This is a genomic window from Streptomyces sp. TLI_55, assembly GCF_900206255.1.
GTDB classification, from domain to species: Bacteria; Actinomycetota; Actinomycetes; order Streptomycetales; family Streptomycetaceae; genus Streptomyces; species Streptomyces aquilus.
Window position 1 is genome coordinate 4,704,858 of record NZ_OAOJ01000001.1, and the last position, 16,759, is coordinate 4,721,616.

At 72.5% G+C, this 16,759-nt stretch carries 15 protein-coding genes; 11 read left to right on the top strand and 4 right to left on the bottom strand.

From position 1 onward, the window contains the following. The first annotated feature begins 58 nt into the window (after positions 1–58). Genes CRP56_RS21575 through CRP56_RS21585 form a run of 3 tightly spaced genes read left to right on the top strand, consistent with a single transcriptional unit; the run spans position 59 to position 2,801 of the window. A complete protein-coding gene (locus CRP56_RS21575; RefSeq protein ID WP_097266377.1) occupies positions 59–829 on the top strand; it encodes a DUF5819 family protein in 771 nt (256 codons plus the stop codon). Further along, positions 826–2,022, top strand: coding sequence for an HTTM domain-containing protein (locus CRP56_RS21580; protein WP_097266378.1), 1,197 nt, complete (start codon positions 826–828; stop codon positions 2,020–2,022). Before CRP56_RS21575 ends, CRP56_RS21580 begins: the two co-directional genes overlap by 4 nt. Continuing rightward, positions 2,019–2,801: a TrmH family RNA methyltransferase gene (locus CRP56_RS21585; RefSeq protein WP_097266379.1), complete on the top strand. Its 783-nt coding sequence runs from the start codon at positions 2,019–2,021 to the stop codon at positions 2,799–2,801. Before CRP56_RS21580 ends, CRP56_RS21585 begins: the two co-directional genes overlap by 4 nt. Here CRP56_RS21585 and paaN read toward each other — a convergent pair. Beyond that, positions 2,798–4,489 (bottom strand): phenylacetic acid degradation protein PaaN, encoded by a 1,692-nt coding sequence (gene paaN / locus CRP56_RS21590; RefSeq protein ID WP_097266380.1) that lies wholly within the window; start codon positions 4,487–4,489, stop codon positions 2,798–2,800. The two genes, CRP56_RS21585 and paaN, sit on opposite strands and share 4 nt — an antisense overlap. Positions 4,490–4,662: 173 nt before the next feature. On the opposite strand from paaN, the gene CRP56_RS21595 reads away from it, so the two are divergent. Together CRP56_RS21595 and CRP56_RS21600 are read left to right on the top strand one after the other, a co-directional pair. Next, positions 4,663–6,180 carry a 3-hydroxyacyl-CoA dehydrogenase gene (locus tag CRP56_RS21595; RefSeq protein ID WP_097266381.1) on the top strand — a complete coding sequence of 506 codons (1,518 nt, stop codon included), beginning with the start codon at positions 4,663–4,665 and terminating at the stop codon, positions 6,178–6,180. Beyond that, positions 6,177–6,767 carry a TetR/AcrR family transcriptional regulator gene (locus CRP56_RS21600; RefSeq protein WP_097266382.1) on the top strand — a complete coding sequence of 197 codons (591 nt, stop codon included), beginning with the start codon at positions 6,177–6,179 and terminating at the stop codon, positions 6,765–6,767. The genes CRP56_RS21595 and CRP56_RS21600 overlap by 4 nt, the downstream gene beginning before the upstream one ends. A 42-nt stretch (positions 6,768–6,809) precedes the next feature. Here CRP56_RS21600 and CRP56_RS21605 read toward each other — a convergent pair whose 3' ends face one another. Continuing rightward, complete coding sequence (locus CRP56_RS21605; protein WP_373559661.1) at positions 6,810–7,310, bottom strand: Lrp/AsnC family transcriptional regulator; 501 nt, start codon at positions 7,308–7,310, stop codon at positions 6,810–6,812. A gap of 175 nt (positions 7,311–7,485) precedes the next feature. Here CRP56_RS21605 and pdhA point away from each other — a divergent pair, with 175 nt between their 5' ends. The 6 genes from pdhA (at position 7,486) to CRP56_RS21635 (ending at position 14,812) form a co-directional block, all read left to right on the top strand. Further along, the gene (pdhA, locus tag CRP56_RS21610) at positions 7,486–8,616 is read left to right on the top strand and encodes a pyruvate dehydrogenase (acetyl-transferring) E1 component subunit alpha (protein ID WP_097266384.1); all 1,131 of its coding nucleotides are present in this window, start codon (positions 7,486–7,488) and stop codon (positions 8,614–8,616) included. Then, the gene (locus tag CRP56_RS21615) at positions 8,613–9,617 is read left to right on the top strand and encodes an alpha-ketoacid dehydrogenase subunit beta (RefSeq protein ID WP_097266385.1); all 1,005 of its coding nucleotides are present in this window, start codon (positions 8,613–8,615) and stop codon (positions 9,615–9,617) included. Before pdhA ends, CRP56_RS21615 begins: the two co-directional genes overlap by 4 nt. Further along, entirely contained in the window at positions 9,617–10,945 is a 1,329-nt protein-coding gene (locus CRP56_RS21620) for a dihydrolipoamide acetyltransferase family protein (protein WP_097266386.1), read from the top strand. Before CRP56_RS21615 ends, CRP56_RS21620 begins: the two co-directional genes overlap by 1 nt. A 371-nt stretch (positions 10,946–11,316) precedes the next feature. Then, positions 11,317–12,258, top strand: coding sequence for an NTP transferase domain-containing protein (locus CRP56_RS21625; protein ID WP_097266387.1), 942 nt, complete (start codon positions 11,317–11,319; stop codon positions 12,256–12,258). Further along, a complete protein-coding gene (locus CRP56_RS21630) occupies positions 12,255–13,718 on the top strand; it encodes a molybdopterin molybdotransferase MoeA (protein ID WP_097266388.1) in 1,464 nt (487 codons plus the stop codon). Before CRP56_RS21625 ends, CRP56_RS21630 begins: the two co-directional genes overlap by 4 nt. Then, the gene (locus CRP56_RS21635) at positions 13,715–14,812 is read left to right on the top strand and encodes a potassium channel family protein (protein ID WP_097266389.1); all 1,098 of its coding nucleotides are present in this window, start codon (positions 13,715–13,717) and stop codon (positions 14,810–14,812) included. Before CRP56_RS21630 ends, CRP56_RS21635 begins: the two co-directional genes overlap by 4 nt. On the opposite strand, the gene CRP56_RS21640 is transcribed toward CRP56_RS21635, so the two are convergent. Beyond that, complete coding sequence (locus CRP56_RS21640; RefSeq protein ID WP_097266390.1) at positions 14,813–15,661, bottom strand: ABC transporter permease; 849 nt, start codon at positions 15,659–15,661, stop codon at positions 14,813–14,815. Further along, on the bottom strand, positions 15,658–16,659 hold the full coding sequence (locus tag CRP56_RS21645; RefSeq protein WP_097274322.1) for an ATP-binding cassette domain-containing protein: 1,002 nt from the start codon (positions 16,657–16,659) through the stop codon (positions 15,658–15,660). The genes CRP56_RS21640 and CRP56_RS21645 overlap by 4 nt, the downstream gene beginning before the upstream one ends. Between the last annotated feature and the right edge of the window lie 100 nt (positions 16,660–16,759).

Below are 16,759 nucleotides of genomic sequence, written 5' to 3' on the forward strand. Positions count from 1 at the left end.
ACGACAGGGTGGGGTGACAGGCCGCGGACACGGTCCGGACATCGGGAAACGGGGCGCAATGGACGCGTACGACACAGGCGCGGAGGCCCGGCGCGGGGCCGACGGGCCGCGTGCCCCCGAGCCGCCCGCCGAGCCGGCTCCCCCGCTGCCGCCGCCCGCCCCGCCCGCACCCGCCGATCCCCGCACCGGCGTCGCCGCGCTGTCCCTGCGGTACCAGATCGGGGCCGCGCTGGCCCTCGCGATCGTGGCGGTCACCGTCTGCGTGCACCTCGGGATGACCTTCCTGCACGTCGCGCCCGCGAACGCGGTCACCAAGCAGCACGGCAGGGCGATCGAGGACTGGATCTACCCGGAGTTCGAGCAGAACTGGAAGCTGTTCGCGCCGAACCCGCTGCAGCAGGACATCGCCGTGCAGGTCCGCGCCCAGGTCCTGGCCGCGGACGGGACCGTCCGCACCACCGGCTGGTACGACCTGTCGGCCGAGGACGGCCGGGCCATCGACGGCAATCTGCTGCCCAGCCACACCCAGCAGAACGAGCTGCGCCGGGCCTGGGACTTCTTCAGCGCCACGCACGGCACCGACAACCGGCCGGTCGGGCTGCGCGGCGCGCTGTCGGAGACGTATCTGCGCCGGATCGTGGTGATGCGGCTCGACCGGGACGACGCGGCGGGCTCCGGCGGGAGCGTCGAGAGGGTGCAGGTGCGGTCCGTGTCCACCAACGTGCGGCCGCCCGACTGGAGCCAGGAGCAGGTCTCCGACAAGCCCGCCTACCGGGAGCTGCCCTGGTGGGCGGTCACCCCGGCCGACCGTGTGGGAGGCGACCAGTGAACCGGTTCTCCCTCGCGGTCTCCCAGGCCATCGCCCGGATCACGGAGTCGGCGCTCGGCCCCTACCAGGCCGCCGTGGTCCGTATCGGCTTCAGCGCGACCTGGCTGCTGTTCCTGCTGCGCGAGCTGCCGCACCGCCAGGAGCTGTACGGCCCCGACGGGCCCTGGAGCTGGGACCTCGCCGAGCAGTTGATCGCGGGCAACGGCGCGTTCACCGCGCTGATGTGGTCCGACGGACGGTTCTGGTTCGAACTCGTCTACGGCCTCGCCGTCCTGTCCAGCGCCTTGCTGCTGCTGGGCTGGCGCACCCGCACGATGTCCGTGCTCTTCATGGTCGGCGTGCTCTCGCTGCAGAACCGCAGCATCTTCATGGGCGACGGCGGCGACAACGTCCTGCACCTGATGTGCATCTACCTGGTGTTCACGCGGTGCGGCCTGGTGTGGTCGCTGGACGCGCGCCGGGCACGCGCGCGTGGGGAGCGGGTTCCGGACCGGGTCGGGCCCGTGCTGTGGGTGGTGCTCGGGCTGGTGCTGATCGCGGCGACGGGCGCGGGCCGGCTCTTCGAGGGCGACCCGTTCGTGCCCTCGCTGCTGTGGGCGGTGTGGCTGTCCCTGGGCGTGTGGTGGGCGGTCGGGCGGCCGGCGCGCACCGACCAGCCGCGCATCCTGCTGGACGTCATCACGAACATCGTCCACAACGGCGCCCTGCTCGTGATCATGGCCGAGGCCTGTCTGATCTACGCGACGGCCGGCTGGTACAAGATCCAGGGCTCGCGCTGGCAGGACGGCACCGCCGTCTACTACCCGCTCCACCTCGACTACTTCTCGCCCTGGCCCGGCCTCGCCGACGCGCTGTCCTCCAGCTCCACCATGGTGCTGCTCATCACCTACGGCACCGTCGCCGTGCAGGTCGCCTTCCCGTTCACGCTGTTCAACCGGCGGGTCAAGAACGTCCTGCTGGCGGCCATGATGACCGAGCACGCCGTGATCGCCGTCGTCCTCGGGCTGCCGTTCTTCTCGCTGGCGATGATCGCCGCCGACGCGGTGTTCCTGCCGACGTCGTTCCTGCGCCGGCTGGGCGGCTGGGCGGCACGCGCGCGTGGGCGGCTCACGGCAGGGCGGGGCCGTACGACGCTGCCGCAGCCCCGCGCCCCCGAGAGCGCCGAGGAGACGCACGTAGGCTTCACGGCATGACCGACCCCGCCGATCCCGCCGACTCCGCCGGCCCGGTGGCCGTCTGGCACCGGCTCGCCGACTTCGCCGTCCTGCTCGACGGCTTCCACGCCCTCAAGCACGCGCTGCGCTTCGGAGCCGAGGTCCCGGTGGCGGTCACCACCGATCGCGCGGCCACGCTCACCCTCGCCGAGGAGCTGGCCCCCGACGTGCGCGAGGCGCTGGACGCGCTGCTGACGGAGGTCGTGCCGGGGACCTACGACAAGCTCGTGCCGCGCCCGCATCCGACGGAGGTGGCCGCCCTGGCGGTACGACCGCCCCGCGCGGCGAACCTGGAGGCGCTGGCGCGCGTGCCCCGCCCCGCGCCGGTGGTGGTCCTCGACAACCCGCGCAACCTCGGCAACGCGGGGGCCGTGATCCGCCTTGCGGCGGGATTCGGGGCGACCGGTGTCGTCACCACGGGCACGCTCGACCCCTGGCACCCGACCGTCGTGCGTGGGGGCGCGGGGCTGCACTTCGCGACCGCGGTGGAGCGGGTGACGGTCGAGGAGCTGCCTCCGGGGCCGCTCTACGCCCTCGACCCGGAGGGCGACGACATCCGGGGCGTGAAGCTCCCGGACGACGCCGTCCTCGCGTTCGGCTCGGAGCGCAGCGGGCTGTCCGCCGAGCTGCGCACGCGTGCCGACCAGCTGGTGGCGCTGCCGATGAGGCCCCAGGTCTCCAGCTACAACCTCGCGACGAGCGTGGGGATGACGCTGTACCACTGGAGCCTCACGGCGGACTTCCAGCGCAGGCCTTAGGCCTCCCGGCGTACTTCCACGACCCGGAAGCGGTTGGCGACGAACGCGCCGTCCGTGAGGGCCGCGTTGGCCGCCGGGTTGCCGCCCGAGCCGTGGAAGTCGGAGAACGCGGCCGTCTGGTTGACGTACACCCCGCCCGTGAGGTTCAGCGACAGCTGCGCCGCCTCGTCGAAGCAGACCTCCTGGACCGCACGCTCGACCTCGTCGTCGGTCGTGTACGCGCCGACCGTCATCGCGCCCTTCTCGCGGATCGTGCGCCGCAGCAGCTCGACCGCGTCCGCCGACGAGTCGACCGCGACGGCGAAGGAGACCGGGCCGAAGCACTCGCTCATGTAGGCGGCCTCGTCGTCCGGCTTGGCGCCGTCCAGCTTGACGATGACCGGCGTGCGCACGACCGCGTCCGGGAACTCCGGGTTGGTGACCTCCCGGGAGGCGAGCGCGACCTCGCCGAGCCCCGCCGCGGCCTCCAGGCGGGCCTTGACGTCCGGGTTGACGATCGCGCCCAGCAGGGCGTTCGCCCGGGCGTCGTCGCCGAGCAGCCCGTCGACCGAGCGGGCCAGGTCGGCGGCGACCTCGTCGAAGGTCTTGGGGCCCTCGTCGGTGCGGATGCCGTCGCGCGGGATCAGGAAGTTCTGCGGGGTCGTGCACATCTGGCCGCTGTACAGGGACAGCGAGAAGGCCAGGTTGGAGAGCATGCCCTTGTAGTTCGCCGTGGAGTCGACCAGCACGGTGTTGACGCCGGCCTTCTCCGTGTAGACCTGCGCCTGGCGGGCGTTGGCCTCCAGCCAGTCGCCGAACGACGTCGATCCGGTGTAGTCGATGATCCGGATCTCCGGGCGGGTGGCGAGGGTCTTGGCGATGCCCTCACCCGGCTGCTCGGCGGCCAGCGCCACCAGGTTCGGGTCGAAGCCGGCCCCGGCCAGCACCTCGCGGGCGACCTGGACGGTGAGCGCGAGCGGCAGCACCGCGCGCGGGTGGGGCTTGACCAGGACCGCGTTGCCGGTGGCCAGGGACGCGAACAGGCCCGGGTAGCCGTTCCACGTCGGGAACGTGTTGCAGCCGATCAGCAGGGCGATCCCGCGCGGGACCGGAGTGAACTGCTTGGTCAGGGCCAGGGGGTCGCGCTTGCCCTGGGGCTTGGACCACTCCGCGGTGTCGGGGGTGCGGACCTGCTCCACGTACGCGTACGCCACCGCTTCCAGGCCGCGGTCCTGCGCGTGCGGGCCGCCCGCCTGGAACGCCATCATGAAGGCCTGGCCGGAGGTGTGCATGACCGCGTGCGCGAACTCGTGCGTCCGGTCGCTGATGCGCTTGAGGATCTCCAGGCAGACCACCGCGCGGATCTCCGCGCCGGCCTCCCGCCAGGCCTTCTGGCCCGCCTTCATGGCGGGCAGCAGCACGTCCACGTCCGCGTGCGGGTACTCGACGCCCAGCTCCGGGCCGTACGGCGACACTTCGCCGGACACCCAGCCGTCCGTGCCGGGCTGGCCGAGGTCGAGGCGGGTGCCGAGGAGGGCGTCGAAGGCCGCCTTGCCCGCCGCCGCGTCCAGGCTGCCGTTCTCGCCGTAGGCCTTCGGGTGCTCGGGGTGCGGGGACCAGTACGCGCGCGTGCGGATCGCTTCCAGCGCCTGGTCGAGAGTGGGCCGGTGCTGGGCGATCAGCTCGTGGGCGGTCAGTTCGGCGGCCATGCGGGACCAACTCCTCGTCTGGAGAACTCTGCGTCGAGCTCATGACCTGGGCAGAACCAATGGTCGGAACCATGGGCAGGAACGGCCAGTCAGAGTTAGAGTAACCGAACGATCGGTCGGGACAAGGGGGTCCGCCGCATCTGTGGAAAACCCCGTGCGGGAGGATCGCGCACATGACAGCACTCGACCTCAGCAGCCCCGTGGCCGTCGTCGGCACCGGCACCATGGGCCAGGGCATCGCCCAGGTCGCGTTGGTCGCCGGCCACCCCGTACGGCTGTACGACACCGCCCCCGGGCGTGCCCAGGACGCGGCCGACGCGATCGGCGCCCGCCTCGACCGGCTCGTCGAGAAGGACCGCCTCACCGGCGCCGACCGGGACGCGGCACGCGCCCGTCTGACGGCCGCCGGCACGCTCGCCGACCTCGCCGACTGCTCCCTGGTGGTCGAGGCCGTCCTGGAGCGGCTGGACGTCAAGCAGGAGCTGTTCCGGGAGCTGGAGGACGTGGTCGACGAGGACTGTCTGCTCGCCACCAACACCTCGTCCCTGTCGGTCACCGCCATCGGCGGCGCCCTGCGCAACCCCGGCCGCCTCGTGGGCCTGCACTTCTTCAACCCGGCCCCGCTGCTGCCGCTCGTCGAGGTCGTCTCCGGGTTCGCCACCGACGTCACGTCGGCCACGCGCGCGTACGAGACGGCACGCGCGTGGGGCAAGACACCGGTCGCCTGCGCCGACACCCCCGGCTTCATCGTCAACCGCATCGCCCGGCCCTTCTACGCCGAGGCGTTCGCGGTCTACGAGGCTCAGGGAGCCGACCCCGCCACCATCGACGCGGTGCTGCGCGAGTCCGGCGGCTTCAAGATGGGGGCGTTCGAGCTGACCGACCTCATCGGGCAGGACGTCAACGAGTCCGTCACGCACTCGGTCTGGGAGTCCTTCTTCCGGGACGTCCGCTTCACGCCCTCGCTCGCCCAGCGCCGCCTGGTCGAGTCGGGCCGCCTCGGCCGCAAGAGCGGACACGGCTGGTACGACCACGGTCCCGACGCCGAGGCCGCCGAGCCGCACACCGCGGAACCCTCCCAGCCGCCCGCCCACGTCACCGCCGAGGGCGACCTTGGCCCCGCGTCCGAGCTGCTCGCCCTGATCCGCGAGGCCGGCATCCAGGTCCGCGAGGACGAGGAGGACCACGGCACCCGGCTGGTGCTGCCCAGCGGCGGCCAGCTGGCGCTCGCCGACGGGCAGACGTCGGTGGAGTTCCGGGACGTGGTCTACTTCGACCTCGCCCTCGACTACCGCCGCGCCACCCGCATCGCCCTGTCCGCCTCCCAGGACACCGCCCCGCAGACCCTCGCCGAGGCCATCGGCCTCTTCCAGGCGCTCGGCAAGGACGTCAGCGTCATCGGCGACGTCCCCGGCATGATCGTCGCGCGCACGGTCGCCCGGATCGTCGACCTCGCGCACGACGCCGTGGCCAAGGGCGTGGCCACGGAGGAGGACATCGACACGGCGATGCGGCTCGGGGTCAACTACCCGCTGGGCCCCTTCGAATGGAGCCGCCGGCTGGGCCGCAACTGGGCCTACGCGCTCCTCGACGACCTGCATCTTCGCGACCCCTCCGGGCGGTACGCCCCGTCCCTCGCGCTGTACCGCCACGCGTACGCCACCGACAAGAGGGAGGGCAGTACGTCATGACCACCGCCAAGCGCGACACGTACACCCCCGAGACGCTGCTGTCCGTCGCCGTCCAGGTCTTCAACGAGCGCGGCTACGACGGCACCTCCATGGAGCACCTCTCCAAGGCGGCCGGGATCTCCAAGTCCTCGATCTACCACCACGTGGCGAGCAAGGAGGAACTGCTGCGCCGGGCCGTCAGCCGTGCGCTGGACGGGCTGTTCGGCATCCTCGACGAGGAGCACGCGCGCGTGGGGCACGCCGCCGAGCGCCTGGAGTACGTGGTCCGGCGCATGGTCGAGGTCCTCATCGCCGAACTCCCCTACGTCACCCTGCTGCTGCGCGTCCGCGGCAACACCGACACCGAGCGCTGGGCCCTGGAGCGCCGCCGTGAGTTCGACCACCGGGTCGCCGAGTTGCTGAAGGCCGCGGCCGCGGAGGGGGACGTGCGGGGGGATGTGGAGGTCCGCCTCGCCACCCGGCTCGTGTTCGGGATGATCAACTCCATCGTGGAGTGGTACCGGCCGGACGGGCGCGGGATGAACGAGCGCGAAGTGGCGGACGCGGTGGCGCAGTTGGTGTTCGGGGGGCTGCGACGCGCCGCCTGAGCGCGCGCGTGCGCGGGAGACCGGCGCCTTCGGGGGCGTCGCTCAGCCCTGCGGCTCCAGGTCCTCCTCCTCGAAGACCAGCAGCGTGCGCGTGCTCAGTACCTCCGGGATGGCCTGGAGGCGGGTGAGGACCAGCTCGCGCAGGGATCTGTTGTCCGGCGTGTGCACCAGCAGCAGGACGTCGAAGTCGCCGCCGACCAGGGCGATGTGGGAGGCGCCCGGCAGCTGGCGGAGTTGTTCGCGGACCGTGCGCCAGCTGTTCTGGACGATCTTCAGGGTGATGTACGCCGAGGTGCCCTGGCCTGCCCGTTCGTGGTCGACGCGGGCCCCGAAGCCGCGGATGACGCCGTCCTCGATGAGGCGGTTGATACGCGCGTAGGCGTTGGCGCGGGAGACGTGGACGCGTTCGGCGACGGACCTTATCGAGGCGCGGCCGTCGACCTGGAGCATCTGCAGGATGTCCTGATCGATGGCGTCGAGAGGACGCGGGGGCGGCAGGGGCACGCCGCCCTCCCGGCCTTCGGCCATTTGTTCAGGTGCCATGTCCCCCCGCCTCCCTATCATGGACGTACTGCGTTCATTGCAGGCTGTGCAGAACCGTTTGTCCACAGCCTGAGGGTGCCTGTAGCCAAAATGTGCCGACGACCGAACAATCGGTAGGTGAGGCGCATCACAACCCGTGACGCGTCTGAAGCCGCTCCCACGAGGAGGTGCCGTCATGACGGTCATGGAGCAGCGGGGCGCGTACCGGCCATCGCCGCCGCCCGCCTGGCAGCCCCGCACGGACCCCGCGCCGCTGCTGCCCGACACGGAGCCGTACCGCGTCCTCGGCACCGAGGCCGCCGGGAAGGCCGACCCCGGCCTGCTGCGCCGCCTCTACGCCGAGCTGGTGCGCGGCCGGCGGTACAACGCGCAGGCGACCGCCCTCACCAAGCAGGGCCGCCTCGCCGTCTACCCATCCAGCACCGGCCAGGAGGCCTGCGAGGTCGCCGCCGCGCTGGTCCTGGAGGACCGTGACTGGCTCTTCCCCAGCTACCGCGACACCCTCGCCGCCGTCGCCCGCGGCCTCGACCCCGTCGAGGCGCTGACGCTGCTGCGCGGCGACTGGCACACCGGCTACGACCCGCACGAGCACCGGATCGCCCCCCTGTGCACCCCGCTGGCCACCCAGCTCCCGCACGCCGTGGGCCTCGCGCACGCCGCCCGCCTCAAGGGCGACGACGTGGTCGCGCTCGCCATGGTCGGCGACGGCGGCAGCAGCGAGGGCGACTTCCACGAGGCGCTGAACTTCGCCGCCGTCTGGCAGGCGCCGGTCGTCTTCCTCGTCCAGAACAACGGCTTCGCCATCTCCGTCCCGCTCGCCAAGCAGACCGCGGCCCCGTCGCTGGCCCACAAGGCCGTCGGCTACGGCATGCCCGGCCGGCTGGTGGACGGCAACGACGCGGCGGCCGTGCACGAGGTCCTCGCCGACGCCGTACGGCACGCGCGCGCGGGCGGCGGTCCCACCCTCGTGGAGGCCATCACGTACCGCGTGGAGGCCCACACCAACGCCGACGACGCGACCCGCTACCGCGGCGACGCCGAGGTAGACGCCTGGCGCGACCACGACCCGATCAAGCTCCTCGAACACGAGCTGACCACGCGCGGACTCCTCGACGACGCCGGCATCCAGGCGGCCCGCGACGCCGCCGAGACCATGGCCGCCGACCTGCGCGAGCGCATGAACCAGGACCCGGTCCTCGACCCCATGGACCTGTTCGCCCACGTCTACGCCGAACCCACCCCGCAACTGCTGGAGCAGCGCGCCCAGTTGCAGGCCGAGCTGGAAGCCGAGGGGGAGACTCCATGACCACCGTCGCGGTGAAGCCCGCCACCATGGCGCAGGCCCTCACGCGCGCGATGCGCGACGCCATGGCCGCCGACCCCGCCGTCCACGTCATGGGCGAGGACGTCGGCACCCTCGGCGGCGTCTTCCGCGTCACCGACGGCCTCGCCAAGGAGTTCGGCGAGGACCGCTGCACCGACACCCCGCTCGCCGAGGCCGGCATCCTCGGCACCGCCGTCGGCATGGCGATGTACGGGCTGCGGCCGGTCGTGGAGATGCAGTTCGACGCGTTCGCCTACCCGGCGTTCGAGCAGCTCATCAGCCATGTCGCCCGCATGCGCAACCGCACGCGCGGCGCGATGCCACTGCCGATCACCATCCGCGTCCCCTACGGCGGCGGCATCGGCGGCGTCGAGCACCACAGCGACTCCTCCGAGGCGTACTACCTGGCGACCCCGGGACTCCATGTCGTCACGCCCGCCACGGTCGCCGACGCCTACGGCCTGCTGCGGGCCGCGATCGCCTCCGACGACCCGGTCGTCTTCCTCGAACCCAAGCGCCTGTACTGGTCGAAGGACTCCTGGAACCCCGAGGAGCCGCAGAGCGTTGAACCGATAGGCCGCGCGGTGGTGCGGCGCTCGGGCCGGAGCGCCACACTCATCACGTACGGGCCGTCCGTACCCGTCTGCCTCGAAGCCGCCGAGGCGGCCCGGGCCGAGGGGTGGGACCTCGAAGTCGTCGACCTGCGCTCCCTGGTGCCGTTCGACGACGAGACGGTCTGCGCCTCGGTACGGCGGACCGGACGCGCGGTCGTCGTGCACGAGTCGGGCGGGTTCGGCGGCCCGGGCGGGGAGATCGCGGCCCGCGTCACGGAGCGCTGCTTCCATCATCTGGAGGCACCGGTCCTGCGCGTGGCCGGGTTCGACATCCCCTACCCGCCGCCGATGCTGGAGCGTCACCACCTGCCCGGCGTGGACCGGATCCTGGACGCCGTGGGGCGTCTGCAGTGGGAGGCCGAGAGCTGATGGCACAGGTGCTGGAGTTCAAGCTCCCCGACCTCGGGGAGGGGCTGACCGAGGCGGAGATCGTCCGCTGGCTGGTGGAGGTCGGTGACGTCGTCGCCGTCGACCAGCCGGTCGTCGAGGTCGAGACCGCCAAGGCGCTGGTCGACGTGCCCTGCCCCTACGGCGGTGTCGTCACGGCCCGCTTCGGCGAGGAGGGCACGGAACTGCCCGTGGGCGCGCCGCTGATCACCGTCGCGGTGGGGGCGTCTGCCTCCGGCGGTTCGGCGGAGGAGACCGGCGCGAAGACCGAGGGCTCCGGGAACGTGCTGGTGGGATACGGCACTTCGGAGGCACCGGCGCGGCGCAGAAGGGTACGGAGGCCTGCGGCGCCCATGGCGGCGAACGGGCGACCGGCGGTTCCCGAACCGGTGGAAGGGCCTGTTCCGGTGATCTCGCCGCTCGTGCGCAAGCTGGCCCGGGAGAACGGCCTGGACCTGCGGGAGTTGACCGGCTCCGGACCCGAGGGGCTGATCCTGCGGGCGGACGTGGAGTACGCGCTGCGAGCGGCCACGGCCCAGGGACGCACCGCCTCCGTGCCGACCGCCACTCCGGAGACGGCGCCTTTGCCCGCCGCCCCGGCTCTCACCGGCCCCACCGCCGGAGGCATCCGCACCCCCCTCAAGGGCATCCGCGGTGCCGTCGCCGACAAGCTGTCCCGCAGCCGGCGTGAGATCCCGGACGCCACCTGCTGGGTCGACGCCGACGCGACCGAACTCATGCGGGCGCGTGCTGCGATGAACGGCGCGGGGGGACCGAAGATCTCCCTGCTCGCCCTGCTGGCCCGCATCTGCACGGCGGCTCTGGCCCGCTACCCCGAGCTCAACTCCACGGTCGACATGGCGGCGAGGGAGATCGTCCAGCTCGACCAGGTCCACATCGGCTTCGCCGCCCAGACCGAGCGCGGGCTCGTCGTGCCGGTCGTCCGGGACGCCCACGCGCGGGACGCGGAGTCGCTGACCGCGGAGTTCGCCCGGCTGACCGAGGCGGCCCGCACCGGCACCCTCACGCCCGGCGAACTCACCGGCGGGACCTTCACGTTGAACAACTACGGCGTCTTCGGCGTCGACGGCTCCACGCCGATCATCAACCACCCCGAGGCCGCGATGCTCGGCGTCGGCCGTATCGTCCCCAAGCCGTGGGTGCACGAGGGGGAGCTGGCGGTCCGGCAGGTCGTCCAGCTGTCGCTCACCTTCGACCACCGCGTCTGCGACGGCGGCACGGCGGGCGGCTTCCTGCGGTACGTGGCGGACTGCGTGGAGCAACCGGCGGTGCTGCTGCGCACGTTGTAAGGGCCGCGGCGTCACCGCGCACCCTCTGACGGCCGTGGTGCCGACGGGTGCGCGGTGATCGCCGTGGTGCCGTCGCGCACCTTGCGATGGGACCGACGCTGCCGCGCACCCGTGATCGCGGGGTCGCACGACCGGGACCCCGCGATGGCCGGATCGCCCGACCGGCCTCGTGCGATGACGGGTCGCCCGACCCGGCCCCTGCGATGACGGGTCGCCCGACCCTGCCCCTGCGGTGACGGGTTGCCCAACCCGCCCTGTGCGATGACGGGGTCGCCCGACCCGCCCCTGCGATTGCTGCGTCCCCCCACGCACTCCGCGATCCCCGAGCCCCACGCGTTCCCTGTGATCGCGACGGCCCGCATACTCGGAGGGTGACCTCGTACGAGCCCGCGGGCGCCGCCGGTGCCGATCTCGCGGCCCCCGGCGCCGATCTGGCGTACGACGCCGTCGTGCTCGCCGGGGGTGCCGCTCGGCGGCTCGGTGGTGCGGACAAGCCCGGCGTGCGCGTGGGCGGGCGGGCGCTGCTGGAGCGGGTTCTGGCCGCCTGCGCCGACGCCCGTACCACCGTCGTGGTCGCCGACCCCCGGCCCACCGCCCGGCCCGTCACCTGGGCCCGCGAGGACCCGCCCGGCGGCGGCCCGCTCGCCGCGCTCGGCGCCGGCCTGCGCCCCACCACCGCGCGGGACGTCGTCGTCCTCTCCGCCGACCTGCCCTTCCTCACCGCGGACACCGTCCGCCGGCTGCTGACCGCCCTGCGCGAGGCCGGCACCGACGGAGCGCTGCTCACCGACGCCGACGGCCGCGACCAACCCCTCGTCGCCGCCTACCGCGCCTCCGCACTGCGCCGTGAGCTCACCACGCTCACCACAGCGCACGACGGCCTCACCGGGCTGCCCCTGCGCCGGCTGACCGCCGGACTCCACCTCACCCGTGTCCCGGACCCCGTCGCGTCCTTCGACTGCGACACCTGGGACGACATCGCCGCCGCCAGGGCACGTATCAGGGAGCATGGACCCGTGCTGGATGAATGGATCTCCGCAGTCAAGGACGAGCTGGGTATCGAACTCGACGTCGACACCGGCGTCCTGCTCGACCTCGCCCGCGACGCCGCCCACAACGTGGCCAGGCCCGGGGCGCCGCTGACCACGTTCCTCGTCGGCTACGCGGCCGCGCAGGCCGGGGGAGGCCCCGAGGCGGTCGCCGAGGCAGCCCGCAAGGCCACCGCCCTCGCCCTCGCCTGGCCCGACGAGGACGCGTCCGACGCCAAGCCGGGTGACACGTCCGGCGCCCAGCCCGGTACGGACGCCGGATGACGGCCCGCTCCACCCGGACCGGCGCGCAGACCGACGCCGAGGACCTGGACGTCGAGGAGGTGCTCGCCCTCGTGAACGACCGCCGAGACACAGGCCGTACCCGCGACTCAGGCCTCACCTCGGACCGCGCCTCGGGCGAGCAGGTGCCCCCGCCCACCGGGCCGGCGCAGAGCGACGCCTCCCGCACGTCCGACGCCCACCACCGCGCCACCCCCTGGCCCCAGGCCCGTGACATCGCGGCCCGAGCCGCGCGAGCCGCCCGCGCCGCCCAGGCCGCCGAAGCCACCCGTTCCGGCGCTCCGGCCGACCGCCGCGCCCCCGCTCCCCGCAACGCCCCCGTCCCCCTCGACGCCGCCCTCGGCCTCACCCTGGCCGCCCCCCTCACCGCCCTCACCGACCTGCCCTCCTTCGACACCTCAGCGATGGACGGCTGGGCGGTCGCCGGACCGGGTCCGTGGGACGTACGGGACGAGGGCGTGCTGGCCGGGCACGCCGAGCCGCAGCCGCTCAGCGACGGCGAGGCCGTCCGGATCGCCACAGGCGCCCGCATCCCCCCGGACACCACCGCGGTGCTGCGCAGCGAGCACGGCCGTACCGACGGCCAGGGCCGGCTGCACGCGACCCGCGAGACCAAGCACGGCCAGGACATCCGCCCGCGCGGCCAGGAGTGCCGCAACGGCGACCAACTCCTGCCGGTCGGCACCCTCGTGACCCCGGCCGTCCTCGGGCTCGCCGCGGCCGCCGGGTACGACACCCTCACCGTTGTCCCCCGCCCCCGTGTCGAAGTCCTCGTCCTGGGTGACGAGTTGCTCACCGCGGGCCTCCCGCGCGAGGGCCTGATCCGGGACGCGCTCGGCCCGATGCTGCCGCCCTGGCTGCGCGCACTGGGCGCCGAGGTCATCGCCGTACGCCGACTCGGCGACGACGCCCAGGCCCTGCACAAGGCGATCACCACCTCCGGCGCCGACCTAGTCCTCACCACCGGCGGCACCGCCTCCGGCCCCGTCGACCACGTCCACCCCACACTCCAGCGCATCGGCGCCGAACTCCTGGTCAACGGCGTCAAGGTGCGCCCTGGCCACCCGATGCTGCTGGCCCGCATCAAGGAGAACCAGCACCTCGTCGGCCTGCCCGGCAACCCCCTCGCCGCCGTCTCCGGGCTGCTCACGCTCGCCGAGCCGCTGCTGCGGACCCTTGCCGCCCACCCCGCCCCGGAGTCGTACACGCTGCCCCTGCGGGACGAGGTCCACGGCCATCCGTACGACACCCGGCTCATCCCGGTCGTCCTGCGCGGTGACAGTGCCGTCCCGCTGCACTACAACGGCCCGGCCATGCTGCGCGGCATCGCGGCGGCCGACGCCCTGGCCGTCGTACCGCCTGGCGGTGCCCGCGCGGGTCAGGAGCTGGAACTCCTCGACCTGCCCTGGGCGTCCGCCGGAATCGGGGTGTGTTTCACGTGAAACTTCCGGGCCATGACGCGATCGCCCGCCAGGCGGACGAGCATCTCGTGACCCACCGGGTGAAGCTGCCGCGCAAAGTGGTGGAGCATCCGTTCCGGCAGGTCGCCAAGCGGGTTCTCATGGCGCTGCTGGTGCTGTCGGTGACCGCGCTGCTCGTCTGGTTCGACCACGACGGCTACAACGACAACTCCGACGGTTCCGTCGACTTCCTCGACGCCTGGTACTACGCGACCGTCACCCTCTCCACCACCGGATACGGCGACGTCACCCCGGTCAGTGACGGGGCCCGGCTCACCAACATCTTCGTCATCACGCCCCTGCGCGTGCTGTTCCTGATCATCCTGGTCGGCACCACGCTCGAAGTCCTCACCGAACGCACCCGGGAGGAATGGCGGCTCAACCGCTGGAGGTCCACCTTGCGTGATCACACCGTCGTCGTCGGCTTCGGGACCAAGGGCCGGTCGGCGATCCAGACCGTCTGTGCGACGGGGCTGAAGAAAGAGCAGGTGGTCGTGGTCGACCCCAGCTCCAAGGTGATCGACGCCGCGACCGCCGAGGGGTACGCGGGGGTCATAGGGGACGCGACGCGCAGCGAGGTGCTGAAGCGGGCCGAGGTGCACAGGGCTCGGAAGATCATCATCGCGACACAGCGGGACGACACCGCCGTCCTCGTCACGCTCACCGCCCGGCAGCTCAACAAGGGCGCCAAGATCGTGGCCGCGGTGCGGGAGGAGGAGAACGCGCCCCTGCTGAAGCAGTCCGGCGCGGACGCCGTCATCACCAGCGCGAGCGCGGCCGGACGGCTGCTCGGGCTGTCGGTGCTGAGCCCGGCCGCCGGCATGGTGATGGAGGACCTCATCCAGCAGGGCAGCGGGCTCGACATCATCGAACGGCCGGTCATAAAGGCCGAGGTGGGCCGCAGGCCGCGGGAGACCGACGACCTGGTGGTGAGTGTCGTACGAGGTCATCGGGTGCTCGGCTACGACGATCCGGCCGTCGGGACGCTGGAGCTGACCGACCGGCTGATCACGATCGTGCGGGCGACGCCGGGTTCGCAGATCGCACCCGACGTCCGTCCCCTCGTACAGGAGTGATCACTTGCGGTTGTAGAGCCGCATGGTGACCGGGCCGAAGACGGCGACGAACAGGCCCGCCCACCCCAGCGACCAGGCGATCTCGTCGGCGGGCCAGTCGCCCGCCATCAGCCCTCGTACGGCCGAGGACAGATGCGTGATCGGGCTGTTGTTGACGAAGGCCTGGAGCCAGCCCGGCATGGTCTTCGGGTCGACGAACACGTTGGACAGGAAGGTCAGCGGGAAGATCACCATCATGCTGACGCCCATCACCGACTTCTCGGTGCGCAGCAGCAGCCCGAACATGGTCCAGATCCACGAGAACGCGAACGAGAACACGACCAGCAGCGCGATCCCCGCGAGGACGCCGCCGGCCCCGCCGTCCGGGCGGTAGCCGATGATCATGCCGACGACGAGCATCACGACCGACGCGATCGTGTAGCGCAGGGCGTCGCCCAGCAGATAGCCGACCATCGTCGACGGCCGCCAGATCGGCAGCGACCGGAACCGGTCGAAGACACCCTTCTCGATGTCGGTGTTCACGGAGACGCCCGTGTACATCGTGATCATCACGACCGACATCACCAGGATGCCCGGCAGCAGGAACTGGATGTACTCCTTCGGGGAGCCGGCCAGGGCGCCCCCGAACAGGTACGTGTACATCAGCACCATCATGATCGGGAACGCGGTCACGTCGAAGAGCTGCTCGGGGACGTGCTTGATCTTGAGGATCGCCCGCCAGCCGAAGGTGAGGGAGGCCGAGAGCGCGCTGGGGCGCGGCGGCCGCTCCCCGGCGACCAGGAGGGCGGCCAGCGACTCGGCGCTGACGGGGGCGAGGTCCTTGGCCTCGGTGGTGGTCGCGGTGCTCATGCCGCCGCCTCTTCCTTCGCGTCGGGGGTTTCGTGGGTGTCGTGTCCGGTGAGGGCGAGGAAGACCTCGTCCAGGCTGGGCTGGCCCAGCGAGAAGTTGTCGACGGTGATGCCGGTGCGGGCGAGTTCGGCGAGCGCGCGGGAGGCCTGCTCGGCTGCGGAGTCGCCCGCCCCGGACAGCCGTGCGGTGAGCGCCACGGGGTCCGGCTCCCGCTGTACGTCGGTGTCGAGCGCGAGCCTCAGGACCCGCTCCGCCTCCGGCCGCTGTCCCGGATCGCGCAGCCGCAGATGCACGGACCCGGCGCCCACGGACGCCTTCAGCTCGCCCTTGGTGCCCTCGGCGATCACCCGGCCGCGGTCGATGACGGCGATCCGGGACGCCAGCTGGTCGGCCTCGTCCAGGTACTGCGTGGTCAGCAGCACGGTGGTGCCCTGGGCGACGACCGCGCGCACGATGTCCCACACCTGGTTGCGGCTGCGCGGGTCGAGGCCGGTCGTCGGCTCGTCGAGGAACAGCAGGTCGGGGGTGTTGAGGATGGAGGCGGCTATGTCGATCCGGCGCCGCATGCCGCCCGAGTAGTGCTTGACCTGCTTCGCGGCCGCGTCCGTCAGCCCGAAGGCCTCCAGGAGCTGCCCGGCCCGCACCCGGGCGGCCTTCTTGTGGTGGCCGAGGAGACGGCCGAGCAGGATCAGGTTCTCCAGGCCGGTGAGGTCCTCGTCGACGGAGGCGTACTGGCCGGTGAGGCTCACCCTGGCGCGCACCTCGTCGGCCTCGCGGACCACGTCGTGTCCGAAGACATGGGCCTCGCCGCCGTCGGGACGGAGCAGGGTGGCGAGCATCTTCACGGTGGTGGTCTTGCCGGCGCCGTTCGGACCGAGGACGCCGTAGACCGTGCCGGCCGGGACGGCGAGGTCGACTCCGTCGACGGCACGGGTCTCACCGAACGTCTTCACCAGTCCCGCGGTCTCGATCGCCAGACCGGAGGTGGGCCGGCTCAGGGTGGGGCTCATGGCGGGGTGTCCTTCCGCGTGCGAGGCGCTGGCGCCTGCTTGGGCTACGCATGGGGAGACCTTTACGGTCGCGCAAACTCATCGGTGC

Coding starts and splice junctions, on each gene's coding strand:
- CRP56_RS21615 (WP_097266385.1), top strand. CDS start 8,613: ATGACCACCGTCGCGGTGAAGCCCGCCACCATGGCGCAGGCCCTCACG.
- CRP56_RS21630 (WP_097266388.1), top strand. CDS start 12,255: ATGACGGCCCGCTCCACCCGGACCGGCGCGCAGACCGACGCCGAGGAC.
- CRP56_RS21600 (WP_097266382.1), top strand. CDS start 6,177: ATGACCACCGCCAAGCGCGACACGTACACCCCCGAGACGCTGCTGTCC.
- CRP56_RS21640 (WP_097266390.1), bottom strand. CDS start 15,661: ATGAGCACCGCGACCACCACCGAGGCCAAGGACCTCGCCCCCGTCAGC.
- pdhA (WP_097266384.1), top strand. CDS start 7,486: ATGACGGTCATGGAGCAGCGGGGCGCGTACCGGCCATCGCCGCCGCCC.
- CRP56_RS21585 (WP_097266379.1), top strand. CDS start 2,019: ATGACCGACCCCGCCGATCCCGCCGACTCCGCCGGCCCGGTGGCCGTC.
- paaN (WP_097266380.1), bottom strand. CDS start 4,489: ATGGCCGCCGAACTGACCGCCCACGAGCTGATCGCCCAGCACCGGCCC.
- CRP56_RS21575 (WP_097266377.1), top strand. CDS start 59: ATGGACGCGTACGACACAGGCGCGGAGGCCCGGCGCGGGGCCGACGGG.
- CRP56_RS21605 (WP_373559661.1), bottom strand. CDS start 7,310: ATGGCACCTGAACAAATGGCCGAAGGCCGGGAGGGCGGCGTGCCCCTG.
- CRP56_RS21620 (WP_097266386.1), top strand. CDS start 9,617: ATGGCACAGGTGCTGGAGTTCAAGCTCCCCGACCTCGGGGAGGGGCTG.
- CRP56_RS21595 (WP_097266381.1), top strand. CDS start 4,663: ATGACAGCACTCGACCTCAGCAGCCCCGTGGCCGTCGTCGGCACCGGC.